12 protein-coding genes and 1 tRNA gene are annotated in these 18,289 nt (G+C 62.5%); 12 read left to right on the top strand and 1 reads right to left on the bottom strand.

Features of this window, described 5'->3' with window-relative positions; translation table 11 throughout:
• From AC3WJE_RS19870 to AC3WJE_RS19850, 5 genes are all read left to right on the top strand, one after another.
• On the top strand, window positions 1-306 hold a 306-nt coding region (locus AC3WJE_RS19870), incomplete at its 5' end, for a hypothetical protein (protein WP_493732565.1).
• 166 nt (window positions 307-472) lie between these two features.
• Window positions 473-1,906, top strand: a complete 1,434-nt coding sequence (locus AC3WJE_RS19865; RefSeq protein ID WP_493732564.1) for a sugar porter family MFS transporter — start codon at window positions 473-475, stop codon at window positions 1,904-1,906.
• Between the two features lie 2,531 nt (window positions 1,907-4,437).
• Entirely contained in the window at window positions 4,438-7,878 is a 3,441-nt protein-coding gene (locus AC3WJE_RS19860; RefSeq protein ID WP_493732563.1) for an RHS repeat domain-containing protein, read from the top strand.
• Between the two features lie 10 nt (window positions 7,879-7,888).
• A complete protein-coding gene (locus AC3WJE_RS19855; RefSeq protein ID WP_493732562.1) occupies window positions 7,889-8,767 on the top strand; it encodes an RHS repeat domain-containing protein in 879 nt (292 codons plus the stop codon).
• A gap of 17 nt (window positions 8,768-8,784) precedes the next feature.
• The gene (locus AC3WJE_RS19850) at window positions 8,785-9,075 is read left to right on the top strand and encodes a hypothetical protein (protein WP_493732561.1); all 291 of its coding nucleotides are present in this window, start codon (window positions 8,785-8,787) and stop codon (window positions 9,073-9,075) included.
• A gap of 302 nt (window positions 9,076-9,377) precedes the next feature.
• Here AC3WJE_RS19850 and AC3WJE_RS19845 read toward each other — a convergent pair.
• Window positions 9,378-9,452, bottom strand: a tRNA-Glu gene (locus tag AC3WJE_RS19845).
• Window positions 9,453-9,573: 121 nt separating this feature from the next.
• Here AC3WJE_RS19845 and pcnB point away from each other — a divergent pair.
• The 7 genes from pcnB to AC3WJE_RS19810 all read left to right on the top strand — a co-directional run bounded on the left by pcnB (window position 9,574) and on the right by AC3WJE_RS19810 (window position 18,107).
• Window positions 9,574-10,869 carry a polynucleotide adenylyltransferase PcnB gene (pcnB, locus tag AC3WJE_RS19840; protein WP_493732566.1) on the top strand — a complete coding sequence of 432 codons (1,296 nt, stop codon included), beginning with the start codon at window positions 9,574-9,576 and terminating at the stop codon, window positions 10,867-10,869.
• A gap of 7 nt (window positions 10,870-10,876) precedes the next feature.
• The gene (folK, locus tag AC3WJE_RS19835; protein ID WP_493732560.1) at window positions 10,877-11,362 is read left to right on the top strand and encodes a 2-amino-4-hydroxy-6-hydroxymethyldihydropteridine diphosphokinase; all 486 of its coding nucleotides are present in this window, start codon (window positions 10,877-10,879) and stop codon (window positions 11,360-11,362) included.
• A gap of 35 nt (window positions 11,363-11,397) precedes the next feature.
• Entirely contained in the window at window positions 11,398-12,213 is an 816-nt protein-coding gene (gene panB / locus AC3WJE_RS19830; RefSeq protein ID WP_493732559.1) for a 3-methyl-2-oxobutanoate hydroxymethyltransferase, read from the top strand.
• Window positions 12,210-13,052: a pantoate--beta-alanine ligase gene (panC, locus tag AC3WJE_RS19825; RefSeq protein WP_493732558.1), complete on the top strand. Its 843-nt coding sequence runs from the start codon at window positions 12,210-12,212 to the stop codon at window positions 13,050-13,052. The genes panB and panC overlap by 4 nt, the downstream gene beginning before the upstream one ends.
• A gap of 96 nt (window positions 13,053-13,148) precedes the next feature.
• A complete protein-coding gene (gene panD / locus AC3WJE_RS19820) occupies window positions 13,149-13,529 on the top strand; it encodes an aspartate 1-decarboxylase (RefSeq protein WP_493732557.1) in 381 nt (126 codons plus the stop codon).
• Complete coding sequence (gene pgi, locus AC3WJE_RS19815; protein WP_493732556.1) at window positions 13,526-15,043, top strand: glucose-6-phosphate isomerase; 1,518 nt, start codon at window positions 13,526-13,528, stop codon at window positions 15,041-15,043. Before panD ends, pgi begins: the two co-directional genes overlap by 4 nt.
• Before the next feature lie 457 nt (window positions 15,044-15,500).
• Window positions 15,501-18,107: a glycoside hydrolase family 3 protein gene (locus AC3WJE_RS19810; RefSeq protein ID WP_493732555.1), complete on the top strand. Its 2,607-nt coding sequence runs from the start codon at window positions 15,501-15,503 to the stop codon at window positions 18,105-18,107.
• The last annotated feature ends 182 nt before the right edge of the window (window positions 18,108-18,289 follow it).

Genomic DNA, 18,289 nt, shown 5'->3' with positions numbered 1-18,289 from the left:
TTCGACGCCAAGCCGCGCCGTGAATCGACCGATCTGCAGGATCTGTTCATCGCCCACATCGGCGGCATGGACGCGTTCGCGCGCGGTCTGGAAGTGGCCCATGCGCTGCTGAACAAGTCGCCGTGGGAAAGCTGGCGCGCTGCGCGCTATGCCAGCTTCGATAAGGGCACCGGCAAGGACTTCGTGGACGGCAAGCTGGATCTGGCGACGCTGGCCAACCAGGCCCGTCAGGGCGGTGAGCCCAAGCAGATCAGTGGGCGTCAGGAAGCGTACGAGAACCTGCTCAACCAGTACCTGCTGCGCTGATGTTCCTTCTCCCGCAAGCGGGAGAAGGTGGCGCGAAGCGCCGGATGAGGGTAGGGACGAAGCCTCACGTAGTTGGATATCACAAGGGCCTTAGCCCCGAACCCTCACCCCAACCCCTCTCCTCCAGGAGAGGGGATTCAAACACACAACCACGAGAGCCATCGGCATGAGCATCGCCACGCCTGGAACCACAGCCTCCGCGCACGCCGCGGAAAATACCCGCTTCATCATCCTGATCAGTTGCGTCGCCACCATCGGCGGCTTCCTGTTCGGGTTCGACAGCGGCGTCATCAACGGCACGGTCGACGGCCTCAAGCAGACTTTCCAGTCCAGCTCGGCGGGCATCGGCTTCGAGGTTGCCTCGATGTTGCTCGGTTGCGCGATCGGCGCGTTCTTCGCCGGTCGTCTGGCTGACCGCTGGGGCCGCCGCGCGGTGCTGATCATCTCGGCGGTGCTGTTCCTGCTGTCGGCGCTGGGCGCCGGTGCCTCGCACAGCTCGGGGTTCTTCATCTTCGCGCGTGTCATGGGGGGCTTCGCGGTGGGCGCGGCCAGCGTGATGTCACCGGCCTACATCGCCGAGGTCGCCTCGGCGCGCTATCGCGGCCGGCTGGCGACGGTGCAGCAGATCGCGATCATCAGCGGCCTGTTCTGCGCGTTCCTGTCCAACTACCTGCTGGCCAAGGCGGCCGGTGCGTCCACGCAGCATTTGTGGTTCGGGCAGGAGGCCTGGCGCTGGATGTTCTGGATGCAGGCGATCCCGTCGGCAATCTTCCTGGTCCTGCTGCTGACCATCCCTGAGAGCCCGCGCTACCTGGTGGTGAAGAAGCGCAAGGAAGAGGCGCTGGCAGTGCTGACGCGTCTGTACGGCGAGGTCGAGGCGAAGGCCAAGCTCGGTGAGATCGATGGCTCGTTGTCGCAGGACCATCATCGCCCCAGCCTGTCGGACCTGATCAACAAGGCCACCGGCAAGGTCCGTCCGATCGTCTGGATCGGTGTTGGACTGGCGGTGTTCCAGCAACTGGTCGGCATCAACGTGGTGTTCTATTACGGCGCGGTGCTGTGGCAGGCGGTGGGCTTCTCCGAGAGCGACGCGCTGCTGATCAATGTGTTGTCCGGCGCGCTGAGCATCGGTGCTTGTCTGGTGACGGTGATGCTGGTCGACAAGATCGGCCGCAAGCCGCTGCTGTGGATCGGCTCGGCCGGCATGGCGGTGGCGTTGGCGCTGGTGACGTTTGCTTTCGCCACTGCATCGCTGGATGCCGGCGGCAAGCTGGCCCTCTCCGACAGCATGGGCATGCTGGCGCTGGTGGCGGCCAACGTCTACGTCGTGTTCTTCAACATGTCGTGGGGCCCGGTGATGTGGGTGATGCTGGGCGAGATGTTCCCCAACCAGATCCGCGGCTCGGGCCTGGCCGTGGCCGGTGCAGCGCAGTGGACTTCCAACTTCGCCATCACCGTGAGCTTCCCGATCCTGCTCGGCAGCATCGGCCTGGCCGGTGCCTACGGCATCTATACCGTCGCGGCACTCCTGTCGGTGTTCTTCGTGCTCAAGTGGGTCTATGAGACCAAGGGCAAGGAGTTGGAGCAGATGGAGGGGTAGGGATCGTCTTCCCTGTTCGGGGGAACAGGAACCGTTGGATATCGGAAGAAGCCGTGCGCAAGCGCGGCTTCTTCTTTTCTGCGGCTTCCTTCGGCTAGGAGATCGGGATGTTGCGAGAGGTGACATCCATGGTTCCGCGGGAAGCTTTGGGTGCCATCTTGCGCAATATGAAGAGTCAGAGATCAGCCAGGGTGTTGAGTAGTGCACCCCGTGCGGAAAGTGGTCTTGTCCGCTGTGACCTCATGCTCTTCACTGTGACCGATCTTGACTGGGGAAAATCGATAGTTTGTGAGGCAGGAAGCGAAGGGCGCGCCCAAGTGGTATGGGCAGGTCTTGAGCGGTCAGTGATTCCTGTTGACATTAGTTCACATGGGAATCTAAAAACTCCCATGCGATGTGCCGCCACGGGGATTCAGCGGCACTCCAGGGGACATTGATGATGAGCTAGCCGTGTGGATGCGCAGTTTTCCTGCGCATGCGGAGGCGTGCTTGAAGAAAAAACAATGAGCCACCTAAAAAGGGCTCTGGGGAACGTGGAATTACCTCCAACGGGTGAGAGCATGCTGGGAGTTAACAGGGGATTGAGCTGGCCGGATACGGCGGCGGCACGGGTTCGCTTTCGCCGGATATTTCTGTCAACGGCGTCATTGGCAGCATTCTGGGGATTCCATACGACTGCCAGTGATCTACCTGGCCAGGACTATGCCGAGCAGATCAAAGCCGGAAACTACATCGGTCAGCTAAAGGACGATCTATTCGGAGATCGTGTTGGACTCTATACAGGGTCGCTGGAATTCACGGTGGCCGATATATCCCTGCCAGGAAATAATCCCCTTCCGGTTTCCGTAGGGCGTCGTTTCGAAGTCAAGGACCGGCAAGGTTATACAAATAAAGGGATATTCTCGGACTGGGATCTGGATATTCCGCATTTGCACGGAATATTTGCCAGTCAGAATGATCCGAATGTAGGGTGGCGCAGCTCCAACGACGATCCAAACATGCGTTGTAGCGTGAATGGTTCGATTATTGCATCGCCACCGGATGCCAGCTATCAAGACGGCGAATTTTCCGCATCGGAGTACTGGAGCGGAAATAACCTGTATGTGCCTGGTTCGGGCGATCAAGAAATGATGGTGGTAGACAAGAGCAACACGAATCGTCCGCAGGATGGGCGTACGTATTATTGGGTCACCAATTCAGGATGGTATTTCTCTTGTCTGGACTCCACGGCTAATGGTGTGCCGGGAGAAGGCTTTCTGGCTCGTGCTCCGGACGGTACGCTTTACCAGTTCGACTGGTTTGCGAAACGAACTACACAGGCCATACATAAACCGGTCGGGTCGACGCCGCTGGGCGTATTGCCACGTGGTCGTGGACGGAATATTGCCGTGGTTGGAAGGCGCGAGCGTACAGTACTGTCGCCGCAGATTTCGCATGTGCGCTCGGGATCCATTTCCGCGACACTGGGGGCCAAACGGTCGGCCTGCATAGCAGCGACTTTGACCTTGGGCCGTCAAGAGGTATGGATCCTGCCAACACGCGTGCAGGATCGATTCGGCAACTGGGTGACGTACACCTACGATACCGCGCACCCCTGGCAATTGACGACTATTACCGCCAGTGACGGCCGGCAGCTGTCGTTGAGCTACAACAGCGATGGCTATGTAAGTTCAGTCACCGATGGCACCAGGACCTGGTCTTATAGTTATGACAGTCAAGGGCTTCGCAGCGTTACCCTTGCAGACCAGAGTACCTGGAAATACGCCCTGAATGATTTGAAATTGGTGAACTTCGGTACTGTAATCAATGAGGATTGCGGAGAGCCATCATTCGCTGCAATGACGTATTCGGGGACTATCACCTCTCCCTCAGGAGCCACGGGGGCGTTCTCCGTGGAGCGGCGGAATTTCGGCCGCTCCTATGTTCCCAAGTCATGCTACAAGGAAAGTGATGATGGCAGTGCACCAGAATTTTCGTGGTATCCGCGAATATTCAATGTGCTAGCTTTAAAGTCAAAAACCCTAACTGGACCGGGCATGGGGTCCTATCAGTGGACTTATGGCTACGGAGCCATGAGCCCGAGCTGGGCTTCGGATTGCACCACAACAGCGTGCACGGACACCAGCCAGGTGACGGTAGGTAATCCGGATGGGAGTTGGCAGCGTTATACTTTCGGAACGCATTTCAGGCAGAACGAAGGCAAAGCTCTAAAGGTTGAGCATGGCAATGCCTCGGGAGCGGTACTTTCTATCCAGCAGAATGATTATGTGCTCGATCCGGCTGGTCATGCATATCCCCAGCGGATAGGTACCAATCCCAACATGCGTGGAGACTCGGTTGGCGATCGCTATCTGCCGCTATCCGTTGTCACTATCACGCAGGACGCGGCGACCTATATTCACGCGGTGAATAGTTTCGACAGTTTTGCAAGGCCGCTCTCAGTCCAGAGCTATAGTCCTTGGAACAGTCGTACGGATGTGACTGCCTATCATGACGACATGACTCTATGGGTCATGGGGCAGGTGGCCTCATTGACCAACGCTGAGACAGGTCTGGTGGTGTCCTCCACCGAATATGATGCTTCTACTGCATTGCCGCTGCGTACTTACGCCTTCGGCAAGCTACGGCAAACACTGACCTACAACGGCGACGGCACCATAGCCACCGTCAAGGACGGCAACAACAACACAGCCACGCTATCGTCATGGAAGCGTGGTATCCCACAGTCGATCACCTGCGCGGATGGCAGCGCCCAATCGGCGGTAGTCAACGACAACGGCTGGATCACCTCGGTGACCGACGAGAACGCCTACGTCACCGGCTATGGCTACGATGCGATGGGGCGGTTGGCGAGCATTGCTTATCCCAGTGGGGACAGTACCGCCTGGAACACGACCACCCAGACGTTCGAGCCGGTGTCAGCGGCCGAGTACGGTATCGCCACAGGGCATTGGCGTCAGACCGTGGCAACCGGCAATGCGCGCAAGATCACTTACTTCGACGCGTTGTTTCGACCGCTGCTCACGCGGGAGTACGACACCGCCAATGAAGCCGGGACCCAGCGTTTCCAGCGCTTCGTCTATGACTACGCAGGCAGGACGACCTTCGCCTCGTATCCCGGCAGCAGTGATGGGTTGAGCACCGGCACCTGGACCGAATACGACCCGCTCGGACGCACGACATCGACATCGCAGGATTCGGAGCTGGGGTTGCTGACCACGTCGACCGCGTACGCGGGCAACCAGACCAGCGTGACCAATCCACGCGGGCAGACAACGGTGACCAGCTATCAGGTATTCGACCAACCGAGCTATGACCGGCCAGTCGCGATCCAGCATCCGGAAGGGGCTTATACCGGTATCTCGCGTGACGTGTTCGGCAAGCCGACAGCTATCACGCGCCGCAACGCCGACAGCAGTACGACGGTGACTCGTCGTTATATCTATCGCCCCGATTTCAATACGCTGTGCAAAGTCATCGAGCCAGAGACGGGGGCCACTGTCATGGATTATGACGGCGCGGGCAATCTGGGTTGGTCCGCTGCGGGAGTGAATTTGCCATCGACCACGGATTGCAACCTGGTTGAAGCTTATTCTTCCGGATACCGGGTAAGCCGCACTTATGACGCACGCAACCGTCTGACTGCACTCACCTTTGCCGATGGCATTGGCAGCCAGAACTGGAGCTATACCGCCGACGGGTTGCCTTCGCAGGTAACTACCTACAACAGCAATGGTGGCGACACCGCCGTCAACACCTATACCTACAACAAGCGTCGGCTGCCGACCGGGGAGAGCATCAGCCAGCCGGGCTGGTACACCTGGAGCCTGGGGTATGGCTACGACGCCAACGGTGCGCCATCCAGCCTGGTCTATCCCTCTGGCCTGACGGTGAACTACGCGCCCAATGCACTGGGCCAGCCGACCCAGGCCGGCACTTACGCTACCGGCGTGAGCTACTACCCGAATGGGGCGATCAAACAGTTCACCTATGGCAACGGCATCGTCCACACGATGACCCAGAACGCGCGCCAACTGCCGACGCGAAGCACGGACAGTGGCGGCGGCAATCCCCTGGATCTGGGCTACAGCTTCGACGCCAACGCCAACGTCAGTGCGATCACCGACTACACCAGTTCGGGCCGACAGACCCGCAGCATGACCTACGACGGACTGGACCGGTTGCTGACCACGCAGTCAGCGATGTTCGGCGGCGACAACCTGGCCCGCTACAGCTACGACGTGCTGGATAACCTGACGACGGCCAAGGTGGGCAGCCGCTACGACTACCGCTATGCCTACAACGCCAATCAGCAGTTGCTGACGGTCAACGACAGCACCAGCGGTGCGGCGGTGGTGGGGTTGGGGTACGACGTGCGCGGCAATCTGGCCAACAAGAACGGCGTGCTGTACGGCTTCGATCTGGGCAACCGCCTGCGCCAGGTCACCGGGCGTGAATCCTACCGCTACGATGCCTACGGCCGTCGAGTCCTGGCGACCAGTCCGACCTTGGGCAGCATCCTGTCCTTCTATGGAAAGGACGGAACGCTGCGCTATCAGCGTGACGAGCGCACGGCAACGGTATCCCAATACATCAGTCTGGGCGGCAGCCTGGTGGCCAAGGTGAGTGGTTCGGCCTTGCCACTGCCGTCGGGTTTGACCGCGCCCGCCAACAACACGACGGGCAGCTACACGGTGAGCTGGACGGCCGTATCCGGAACGACCAGCTACCAATTGCAGGAGCAGGCCAACGGCGGCAGTTGGGTCGACTCATACAGCGGTACGGCGACCAGCCAGGCGATCACGGGCAAGGGCAGCGGCAGCTATGCGTATCGGGTGCGTTCCTGCTTGAACGCGAACTGCGGTGATTGGAGTGCGACTGTCACCACGACGGTGCTGTTGGCGCCGAGCGCCGCACCGACCCTGACGGTGCCGGGCACCGGCGCGAATGGCAGCTACACGGTCAGTTGGACGACGGTGGCGACGGCCAGCAGCTACACGTTGGAAGAAAGCAGCAACGCAGGTAGCAGTTGGAGCGCGGTGCAGAGTTCGGGCTCGACGAGCTGGAACGCCAGTGGCAAGGCCGCGGGCAGCTACGTGTATCGGGTCAAGGCGTGCAACAGCACCGGCTGTGGCGCGTACTCGACAACCGGGACGGTGCAGGTGATCTATCCGCCGGGCTCGGCACCGACGGCAACCACGCCGGCGACCAACACCAGCGGAAGCTACACGGTCAGTTGGACCACCGTCTCGACAGCGACCAGCTACACCTTGGAGGAAAGCAGCAACGGCGGCGGCAGCTGGAGTGCGGTACAGAGTGCGAACGCGAGCAGTTGGGGCGCCAGCGGCAAGGCGGCCGGAACGTACAGCTACCGGGTCAACGCCTGCAACGTGGCCGGCTGTGGCGGTTACTCGGGTACGGTGTCCACGCAGGTGGTGTTTGCACCGACTTCGGCACCCACGCTGACAGTACCCAGCAGCAGTGCGACCGGCAGCTACGGCGTGAGCTGGACGACCGTCTCGGCGGCGACCAGTTACACCCTGGAGGAAAGCAGCAACGGGGGAAGTAGTTGGAGCGTGATCCAGTCTGCCTCCAGCACCAGCGCCTCGATCAGCGGCAAGGGCGATGGCAGCTATGCCTACCGGGTCAAGGCCTGCAACCTGGCCGGTTGTGGCGGGTACTCGGATACGCAGACGGCCACCGTGGCCATTCCGCCCCCAGTACCGACAGGCCTGAAGCTGGTGGGCACTTCGGCGACGGGAACGTTTACCACCTACAAGGCGTCCTGGACGGCTGTGTCGGGGGCTACTAGGTACGAGCTGGGTGGAGCGGCCACTTACAGCGGAACCAGCACGAGTTATTCGTGGGTCATGAGTGGGCCAGTTAGCACCATCTGGCAGGTCGAAGTGCGTGCTTGTAACGCTGTGGCCTGCTCGGCTTGGTCGGCTTCCGTCAACGCGGTCAAGCAGTAGGGGGACGGGGATGAACGCGATGATGATGCGCAGGATGGCGGGCTGGATTGTGGCATTGGCGTGGCTGCTGCCACTGGTAGCGTGGGCCGACACGGTGGAATACATCCACACCGATGCGCTGGGCACGCCGATCGCGGTAACGGATGCCAGCGGGAACGTGATCCAGACCAGCGAGTACGCGCCGTACGGGGAGCTGCTGAACCGGGCAGTGACGGATGGGCCGGGGTTTACAGGGCATGTACAGGATGCGGCGACCGGGCTGACGTATATGCAGCAGCGCTACTATGACCCGACGTGTGGTTGCTTCCTCTCGGTCGATCCAGTTACTGCCTATAAAAGCAGCAATTGGCGGCAGTTCAGCCGTTATGCCTATGCATTCAACAATCCCTATAAATTCAACGATCCAGATGGGCGCTGCCCTTTTTGCTCTACGCTGAGCTTGAAGAATGACTTGATTAATTCTATACAATTATTGTCCGACAAGGCGGACGCGATAACCGAGAGGTTGGATAAGGTGGATGTTCGGCTTGAGGGGGGAGTTGCACTAGGTCCGGGTATTGAGGGATCAATTAGCCTCTTGCATGGTGATGGTCAGATTGGATTTATCTCGGTTGGAGAGGGGGAGGATATAAGTGTCTCGCTTCAACCTAAAGAGGGTTTTGAAGTTAGCTTTGTAAAAAAGCCAGTTGATGCACCAATTAAATTGAGTGGCGCTGCGGAAGCTGCAGGCGGCGCGATTCTTCACGGTGGTGCTGAAGTTAATTTCAATCCGGGTGGTACAATTGAAGTGGTGCCAAAAGTAGGTATAGGTGAGGGTGAGCTGGTTAAATATTCGCCAACGATTAATTTCATTGAATGGAAATATTTGGACGAGAAGAAGAGAGAATAACATCAAAAGGATCAAGCGTGGACGCTAAGATAGTGATTGCAATAGGTGCGGCGTATGCTGGTATTTATTATTTCTCAGCGCGGCGTTTGTTGTTTGAACTAAAAGACATAGATCGGGAGTATTTTGAGCATCTTGGGGCTCGAGAAGGTATTGGGCAGAGGAATTCTGCTGCCGTGATATCGATGCTTATTGACAGCGGTGTGCCAAAGGAATTCTGGCCAAAGCGCTTCAAACGTCGGCTTGCCATGGTGCGTGTAATGCTTGCAGTATCTCCATTTGTCTTAGTCGCTATTTTCTTCTTGCTTTAAATGCAAGAAACTGAATCCGAGACAGACTAGCGACTTTCGCCAAGGCGAAAGGGTACACGGTGTCGATGAGCCGACTGACCAGGCGCCACCGTGCCTTCGGCGGGTGGCTGAGTTGTTCGAGCTGCAGTCGCTTCGGCGCTGGTTCCCAATTGACACTGCGCCAAGCGTTCGCCAAGGTCACGGAAAAGGCGAGTCCTTCGTTGCCGATCACCACCAGCGGGGAGGGGAGGGGCCAACCAACCGAAGGGCAAAAACAAAAAAGCCCCGCATCGCGGGGCTTTTTGTCATGCTCACAACCGAAGTGGTGCTCCCTAGGGGACTCGAACCCCTGTTTTAGCCTTGAGAGGGCCACGTCCTAACCACTAGACGAAGGGAGCGTTTTGTTACGTCGGTGTGAGCGCGCTAGTATAGTGAGCTCGAGCCCGTTCGGCAACATCCTGCATCACCTTGGGAAGCGCCACCATCGAACCTACAGTTACATCTCCATTCACCTTGCGAGTGATCCCGCGCGACCAGCACGTGATCTCGCGCAAGGACATCAGCCCCAACGCACTGCGCGTGCTCTACCGCCTGCGCGAAGCGGGCTTCGGTGCCTACCTGGTCGGGGGCGCGGTCCGCGACCTTCTGGTCGAAGGGCACCCCAAGGACTTCGACGTCGCCACCGACGCCACGCCGGAGGAGGTCAAGGGCCTGTTCCGCAACTGCCGCCTGATCGGCCGCCGTTTCCGTCTGGCGCATGTGGTGTTCGGCCGCGAGATCATCGAGGTCGCCACGTTCCGCGCCAACAGCGACGACGGCAGCGGCGACCGCGAGCTTGAGAACGGCCGGCTGGTGCGCGACAACGTCTACGGCAACATCGAAGAAGACGCGATCCGCCGTGACTTCACCTGCAACGCCTTGTACTACGCGATCGAGGACTTCTCGGTGCGCGACTACGTGGGCGGCTTCGACGACGTGCAGGCGCGGGTGATGCGCCTGATCGGCGATCCCGAGCAGCGCTACCGCGAAGATCCGGTACGGATGCTGCGTGCGGTGCGGTTGGCGGCCAAGCTCAGTTTCGAGATCGAGCCGGCCACTGCCGAGCCGCTCCCGCGCCTGGCCGGGTTGCTGGTCGATGCGGCGCCGGCGCGGTTGTTCGAAGAAGTGCTCAAGCTGTTCCTGTCCGGCCAAGCCGTGGCCAGCTTCGAGGGGCTTGAGCGACATGGCCTGCTTGAGGCGCTGTTCCCGGAGAGTGCCACCGCGCTGCGCTCCAATCGCAGCGGTGCGCTGCGGCGGATGCTGATCGCCGGCTTGCGCAATACCGATGCACGCGTGGCCAACGATGAGCCGGTGTCGCCGGCATTCCTGTTCGCGTTGCTGTTGTGGCCGGCGTTCTGCCGCACCCTGGCGACCTTGCAGGCGCAGGGCGTCTCGGTGGAAGAGGCGCAGCGCCGCGCCGCCGATCGCGTCACCCTGCACGAGATCGAGCGGGTGGCACTGCCGCGGCGCTTTTCGCTGCCGATGCAGGAAATCTGGCTGCTGCAGACACGCTTCTCGCTGCGTCAGCGCAAGCGCGTGTTCCGCACGCTGGCGCACCCGCGCTTCCGCGCGGCGTTCGACTTCCTGATGCTGCGTCAGATCGCCTCGCCGGACCATGCGGCCGATGTCGAGTTCTGGCGCGAGGCGCAGTTGCAGTCGGGTCCGGAGCTGACCTCGGCGATCGAGGCGGTGCAGGCCGAACTCGGCGAGGATGCAGCACCGTCACCGCACAAGCGCCGGCGTCGCCGGCGCCGTGCCGGCTCCAGTCCGGAGTAAGGCGGTCTTGGTACGGGCCTGCATTGGCCTGGGTGCGAACCTGGGCGATGCGCCGGCGGCGGTGCGGCAGGCGCAGTCGGCGCTGGCCGGGCTGCCGCGGACCCGCCTGCTGGCGGCCTCGCGGCTGTACCGGACCCCGGCCTGGGGGCGCGAGGACCAGCCTGACTTCATCAATGCCGCCGCCTTGCTCGATACCGAACTGACGGCCGAGGCATTGCTGGACCAGTTGCTCGATATCGAGCAGCGCTTCGGCCGCATCCGCCTGCCGGGCGAGCGCTGGGGGCCGCGTACGCTGGATCTGGACCTGCTGCTGTATGGCGAGCAGCGGATCGAACTGCCGCGCCTGCGGGTACCGCACCCGCACCTGCATGAACGCGCATTCGCGCTGGTGCCGCTGGCCGAAATAGCGCCGGAGGCAGCGATTCCCGGGCATGGAACGGTGAAGTCCGTACTCGCCGGTATCGATGCCTGCGGGATCGAGCCGATTGGGTAGATAATGCCCGGCTTATCACCCCACGTAATGAGTTCATGAGCAGCCATACCGATAGCAAGCCCTGGACCGTCCCCGCGTTGGTCGAGGCCAAGCGCGAGGGTCGCAAGCTGGTGGTGTTGACCGCCTACGACGCCGGATTCGCCCGTACTTTCGACACCAACGGTGTCGATGTGGTGCTGATCGGCGATTCGCTGGGCATGGTGGTGCAGGGGCATGACTCGACCCTGCCGGTCACCGTGCAGGACATGGTCTATCACACCACCGCCGTGGCGCGGGTGCTGAAGCAGGCGCTGCTGATGGCCGATCTGCCGTTCGGCGCCGATGCCACGCCGGAGCGTGCTTTCGACGCCTCGATGCAGTTGCTGCAGGCGGGCGCGCAGATGGTCAAGCTCGAGGGCGCCGGCTTCAAGCTGGATGTGATCCGCTATCTGGTCGAGCGTGAGATTCCGGTCTGCTCGCATCTGGGCCTGACCCCGCAATCGGTGCTGCGCCTGGGCGGTTACCGCGTGCAGGGACGTGGTGATGCCGCGCAGCGTCTGCGCGACGATGCGCGTGCCGCGGTCGAGGCCGGTGCAGGCGCGGTGTTGCTGGAGTGCGTACCGAGCCCGTTGGCCGCGCAGATCACCGCTGATCTGCCGGTGCCGACCATCGGCATCGGCGCCGGTCCCGGCTGCGATGGCCAGGTGCTGGTGTTGCACGACTTCCTGGGCCTGGACAGCGGCCACCGCCGGCCCAAGTTCGTCAAGGATTTCCTGGCCGAGGGCGGCTCGGTCGCAGGCGCGGTGCAGGCCTATGCCGCTGCCGTTCGCGACGGCAGCTTCCCCGATGCCGAGCACGCCTACGCCGCATGATCGAGACCGTCAATGATCTGTCCCGGCTGCGCGCGATCGTCGCCGGCTGGAAACGCGAAGGCCTGCGCGTGGCACTGGTGCCGACCATGGGCAACCTGCACGCCGGCCACTTTTCACTGGTGATGCTGGCGCGGCAGTACGCCGACCGCGTGGTGTCCAGCGTGTTCGTCAATCCGACCCAGTTCGGCCCGAACGAGGACTTCACGCGCTACCCGCGCACGCCCGAGGCCGACATGCGCGGCCTTGAGGACGCCGGTTGCGACCTGCTGTGGTTGCCGAGCGTGGAAGCGATGTATCCGCTTGGCACCGAGCTGGCGATGCGCATGCACGCACCGGGTGTCAGCGAGGTGCTGGAAGGGGCTCACCGCCCTGGCCACTTCGACGGCGTATGCACGGTGGTGGCGCGGCTGTTCAATCAGGTGCAGCCGGACTTTGCCGCATTCGGCAAGAAGGATTACCAGCAGTTGGCGGTGATCCGGCAGATGGTGACCGACTTGGCCTTCCCGATCGAGCTGCTCCCCGGCAGCATCGTGCGTGAACTGGACGGGCTGGCGATGAGTTCGCGCAACCAGTATCTGAGCGAGGAAGAGCGTCCGCGCGCGGCGTTGATCCGCAAGGTGCTGCTGGGCATGCGTGACGCGATCAAGGCCGGCACGCCGCGTGCACAGGTCGAGGCGGCAGCGGCGGCCGAGCTGGCTGAAGGCGGCTTCGTGGTCGACTATGCGGCGATCCGCACGCCGGAGCTGACCGAACCGGGCGACGAACATGCTGGCCCGCGCGTGGCGCTGATCGCGGCCAAGCTGGGCCGCACCCGGCTGATCGACAACCTGGAGTTCTGAGGTTCACGGTATTCGGCCGGTGCCGCGTACCTGTAAAGGCCAGCGGCAGCGCAGGGGTGTAAACTGCATGTCTTCTTTTTGCCGTTCCGCACGACCATGCAACTGTCCCTGCTGAAAGCCAAGATCCACCGCGCCACCGTCACCCATTCCGAGCTCAACTACGAGGGCTCGATCGCGATCGACGACCTGTTGCTGCGAGCCACCGGCATCCGCGAGTTCGAACAGGTCCATATCTGGGACGTGACCAACGGTGCACGTTTCAGCACCTACGCGATCCGTGCGGAAGAGGGCAGTGGCATCATCTCGCTCAATGGCGGCGCCGCGCGCCACGTACAGGTCGGTGACCTGATCATCATCGCCGCGTTCGCCAGCATGAGCGAAGCCGAGGCTGACACGTTCAAGCCGAACCTGGTCTACGTCGACGGCGCCAACAAGATCTCCCACACCAACCAATCGATCCCGACCCAGGCCGCATGACCCAGAACAACGGATTCGACTCGCTGCACCCCCACGCCCAGCGCCTGCGGGGCGCTGCCATCCCCGCGTTGTTGGCCGCCGAGCCCGATCGGCTGGAGCAGTACGCGAAGCGGGTCGGTCCGTTGTATTTCAACTTCGCGCGACAGAAGTACGATCGCGCGGCGTTGGACGCGTTGCTGGCGCTGGCCGCCGAGCGCGACGTCGCCGGCGCATTCCAGCGCCTGTTTCGTGGCGAACAGGTCAACGTCACCGAGCAGCGCGCCGCGCTGCACACCGCACTGCGCGGCAATCTGACCGGTGCGCCGGTTGCGGCCGAGGCTTACGCCACCGCTGCCGAAGTGCGTCAGAACATGAAGGCACTGATCGAAGCGCTGGAGGGCAGTGGTGTCACCGACATCGTCAGCGTCGGCATCGGTGGTTCCGACCTCGGTCCGCGTCTGGTCGCCGACGCGCTGCGCCCGGTCTCGAATGCACGCTTCCGCGTGCATTTCGTTTCCAACGTCGACGGCGCGGCGATGCAGCGAACGTTGGCGACGCTGGATCCGGCGACCACCGCCGGCATCCTGATTTCCAAGACCTTCGGTACCCAGGAGACGCTGCTCAACGGCGGCATCCTGCACGGCTGGCTGGGCGGCAGTGAGCGCCTGTATGCAGTCAGCGCCAATCCCGAGCGTGCCGCCAAGGCGTTCAACATCGCGCCGGGTCGCGTGCTGCCGATGTGGGACTGGGTCGGCGGCCGTTATTCGCTGTGGTCGGCGGTCGGCTTTCCGATCGCGCTGGCGATCGGCTTCGAGCGCTTCGAGCAGTTGCTGGCGGGCGCGGCCGAGTTCGACAAGCACGTGCTGGAAACGCCGCTGGCCGACAACGTCGCGGTGCTGCACGGCCTGACCGCCGTGTGGAACCGCAACCTGCTCGGCAGCGCGACCTACGCGGTGATGACCTACGACCAGCGTCTGGCGCTGCTGCCGGCCTACCTGCAGCAGTTGGTGATGGAGAGCCTGGGCAAGCGCGTCAAGCTCGACGGCTCGCCGGTCGACAGCGACACCGTGTCGGTGTGGTGGGGCGGCGCGGGCACCGATGTGCAGCACAGCTTCTTCCAGGCGCTGCACCAGGGCACCAGCATCGTGCCGGCCGACTTCATCGGCGTGGTCCACAACGACGATCCCTATGTCGAGAACCATCAGGCGCTGCTGGCCAATCTGCTGGCGCAGACCGAGGCGCTCGCCAACGGCGAGAGCAGCGACGATCCGGCCCGCAGCTATCCGGGCGGCCGGCCGAGTACGCTGATCCTGTTCGACGCGCTGACCCCGCAGGCGCTGGGCGCGCTGATCTCGATGTACGAACACAGCGTGTACGTGCAGTCGGTGATGTGGGGTATCAACGCGTTCGACCAGTTCGGCGTCGAGCTGGGCAAGCATCTGGCCAGCCAGTTGCTGCCGGCCTTGAAGGGCGAGGCGTCCGGGATCACCGATCCGGTGACGCGTGCGGTGCTGGGGCAGCTCGCGGCGAAGTAAGCGGTCCATTGCAGGGTTACTGAAAACGGATGCCGAGAGGCATCCGTTTTTCGTTGGCTCTGTTTGCATTCGGCACGGCCAGCTCTTGTGGGAGGGACTTCAGTCCCGACGCTTTACCGGTAATGCCTGTCGGGACTGAAGTCCCTCCCACAAGATCACTGGCGCTATCTCGCGCGCGACCTTGAGGGCACTTCTTCGCGCAATTGCAGCGCATGTCGATATTGCGGTGCAGCATCGCATTGCCGATCAGGCCGCTCAGGCAGACGCCCGAGTCGGCGGAAAACCTGCTATTTCATTGTGTTTGCGTTGGGTTCGGATATATCGCATTCCGATATACGCTTGCCCATGGGCTATATCGTTCGCTTTTGTTGACAGCCATTCACGGATGAGAAAGCGTACGCGCCGGATGACGGCCCGCGAGCGGGTCGGTCGGTAACCCGTGTATGGAGATCGCCCTTTGCAAACCACGTCCCGCCGCGCTTCGGCGCTTTTGATCCGCCGCGCGCTTTCGATCGCCACCGCCAGTTCGGTGCTGCTGTTGGCCGCCTGCCAAGGCAAACCGGCCGCCGATGGCGCCAGTGCCGCCCCGGTGCAGGACACCGCCGCTTCCACCACCATCCATCCGGAGAAGTGGCCCTCGCCGAAGTGGCCGTTCGCTGAAGATGCGGCGCTGGAAAAGCGCGTCAGCGACGTGATGGCGCAGATGAGCGTCGAAGAGAAGGTCGCGCAGACCATCCAGGGCGACATCGCCAGCATGACGCCCGAGGACGTGCGCAAGTACCGGCTCGGCTCGGTGCTGGCCGGCGGCAATTCCGATCCCGGCGGCAAGTACGACGCCAGCCCGGCCGAGTGGCTGAAGCTGGCCGATGCGTTCTATGACGCATCGATGGACACCTCGCAGGGCGGCCATGCGATCCCGATCATCTTCGGTATCGATGCGGTGCACGGCCAGAGCAACATCGTCGGTGCGACGCTGTTCCCGCACAACATCGGCCTGGGGGCCACGCGCAACCCGGAACTGATGCGCAAGATCGGCGAGGTCACTGCCGCCGAGACTCGCGTCACCGGCATGGAGTGGACTTTCGCGCCGACCGTGGCGGTGCCACAGGACGATCGCTGGGGCCGCTCTTACGAGGGCTATTCCGAATCGCCGGATGTAGTGGCCAGCTATGCCGGCAAGGTGGTCGAGGGCTTGCAGGGCGTGCCGGGCACGCCGCAGTTCCTTGACGGCAGCCACGTGATCTCCTCGGTCAAGCATTTCGTCGGCGACGGCGGCACCACCGATGGCAAGGACCAGGGCGATACGCAGGTTTCGGAAGAGACCCTGCGCGACGTGCATGCCGCCGGTTATCCGCCGGCGATCGCAGCCGGTGCGCAGAGCGTGATGGCCTCGTTCAACAGCTTCAACGGCGAGAAGATGCACGGCTACAAGGCTATGCTGACCGACGTGCTGAAGGGCCAGATGCACTTCGGCGGCTTCGTGGTCGGCGACTGGAACGGTCACGGCCAGGTCAAGGGCTGCAGCAACACCGACTGCCCGGCCTCGTTCCTCGCTGGCGTGGACATGGCGATGGCGCCGGACAGCTGGAAGGGTGTCTACGAAACCGAGTTGGCGGCGGTGAAGTCGGGGCAGGTCCCGATGGAACGCCTGGACGACGCGGTGCGGCGCATTCTGCGGGTCAAGATGCGGTTGGGCCTGTTCGAAGCCGGCAAGCCGTCGCAGCGTCCGCTGGGTGGCAAGTTCGAGCTGCTCGGTGCGCCTGAGCACCGTGCGATCGCACGCCAGGCGGTGCGCGAGTCGCTGGTGTTGCTGAAGAACCAGAACGGCATCCTGCCGCTGGATCCGCACAAGCATGTGCTGGTCACCGGCGATGGCGCCAATGACATGGGCAAGCAGTCCGGCGGCTGGACGTTGAACTGGCAGGGCACCGGCACCAAGCGTTCGGACTACCCCAATGGCAACACCATCTGGGAGGGCCTGGACAAGCAGGTCAAGGCTGGCGGCGGCAGTGCCGAGCTGGCGATCGACGGCAAGTACAAGCGCAAGCCCGACGTGGCGATCGTGGTGTTCGGTGAGAACCCGTATGCCGAGTTCCAGGGCGACATCCCGAACCTGCTGTACAAGGCTGGCGACGAGAGCGACCTGCAACTGCTGAAGAAGCTCAAGGCCGATGGCATCCCGGTGGTGGCGGTGTTCCTGAGCGGTCGCCCGCTGTGGATGAACCGCGAGATCAACACCTCCGATGCCTTCGTTGCCGCATGGCTGCCGGGCTCGGAAGGCGAGGGCATCGCCGACGTGCTGCTGCGCAAGGCCGATGGCAGCGTACAGAACGATTTCCACGGCAAGCTGAGCTTCTCCTGGCCGCGTACCGCGGTGCAGTTCCACAACAACGTCGGTCAGAAGGATTACGACCCACAGTTCGCGTTCGGCTTCGGTCTGACCTATGCCGACAAGGGCGATCTGGCACCGCTGCCGGAAGAGTCGGGCGTGAGCGGCGAGCAATCGGCCGCCGGCGTCTACTTCAATCGCGGCAAGCCGGCGCTGGGCATCACAGTGCATCTGTCCAATGCCGGGCAGACCAACATGCCGGCGACCACGCTGCCGGTGGCGTTGTCCGACGGCAGCATGAAGCTGAGCGCGGTCGATCACAAGGCACAGGAAGATGCGCGTCGCCTGCAGTGGTCCGGTTCGGAAGCGGCCAAGCTGGTACTGATCGCGGCCACGCCGTTCGACCTCACCCGTGAGAGCAACGGCGATGTGCAACTGCAGCTGACCCTGCGCCGCGACAGCGCGGTGAGCGCACCGGTGTGGCTGGGGGTGGGCTGTGGCGACGCTTGTTCGGGCCGCGTCGATATCCAGAAGACGCTGGCGGCGCTGCCGCAGGGTCAGTGGAAGGTAGTCGGCGTGCCGCTGAAGTGCTTCGCGACGGCGGGCGCGGACGTGAGCAAGCTGGTGCAGGTGCCTACGCTGGAAAGCGCCAAGGCGCTGGACCTGTCGGTGTCGCGGATCGCGCTGGGCGCGTTGAACGAGGCCGAGGTCACGGTGGATTGCCCGGTGCGGTAAAGCGGTGGATGCATCCGCGTTGCCTGCGAAGGCGACGCATTGGGAGGTGGTCGCCCCTGTGGCGGCCACGACGACAGCAGCCGGGAGGGCGCTGCCGGTCCTGCGGGAATATGCCGGCTCTTGTAGGAGCGGCTTTAGCCGCGATGAGGCTTTACCGATAAAGCCTCATCGCGGCTAAAGCC

Source organism: Pseudomonas sp. GW821-FHT07E12, assembly GCF_058986605.1.
Note: the sequence above shows the minus strand (reverse complement) of the source record. Positions and strands in the feature narration are given on the sequence as shown.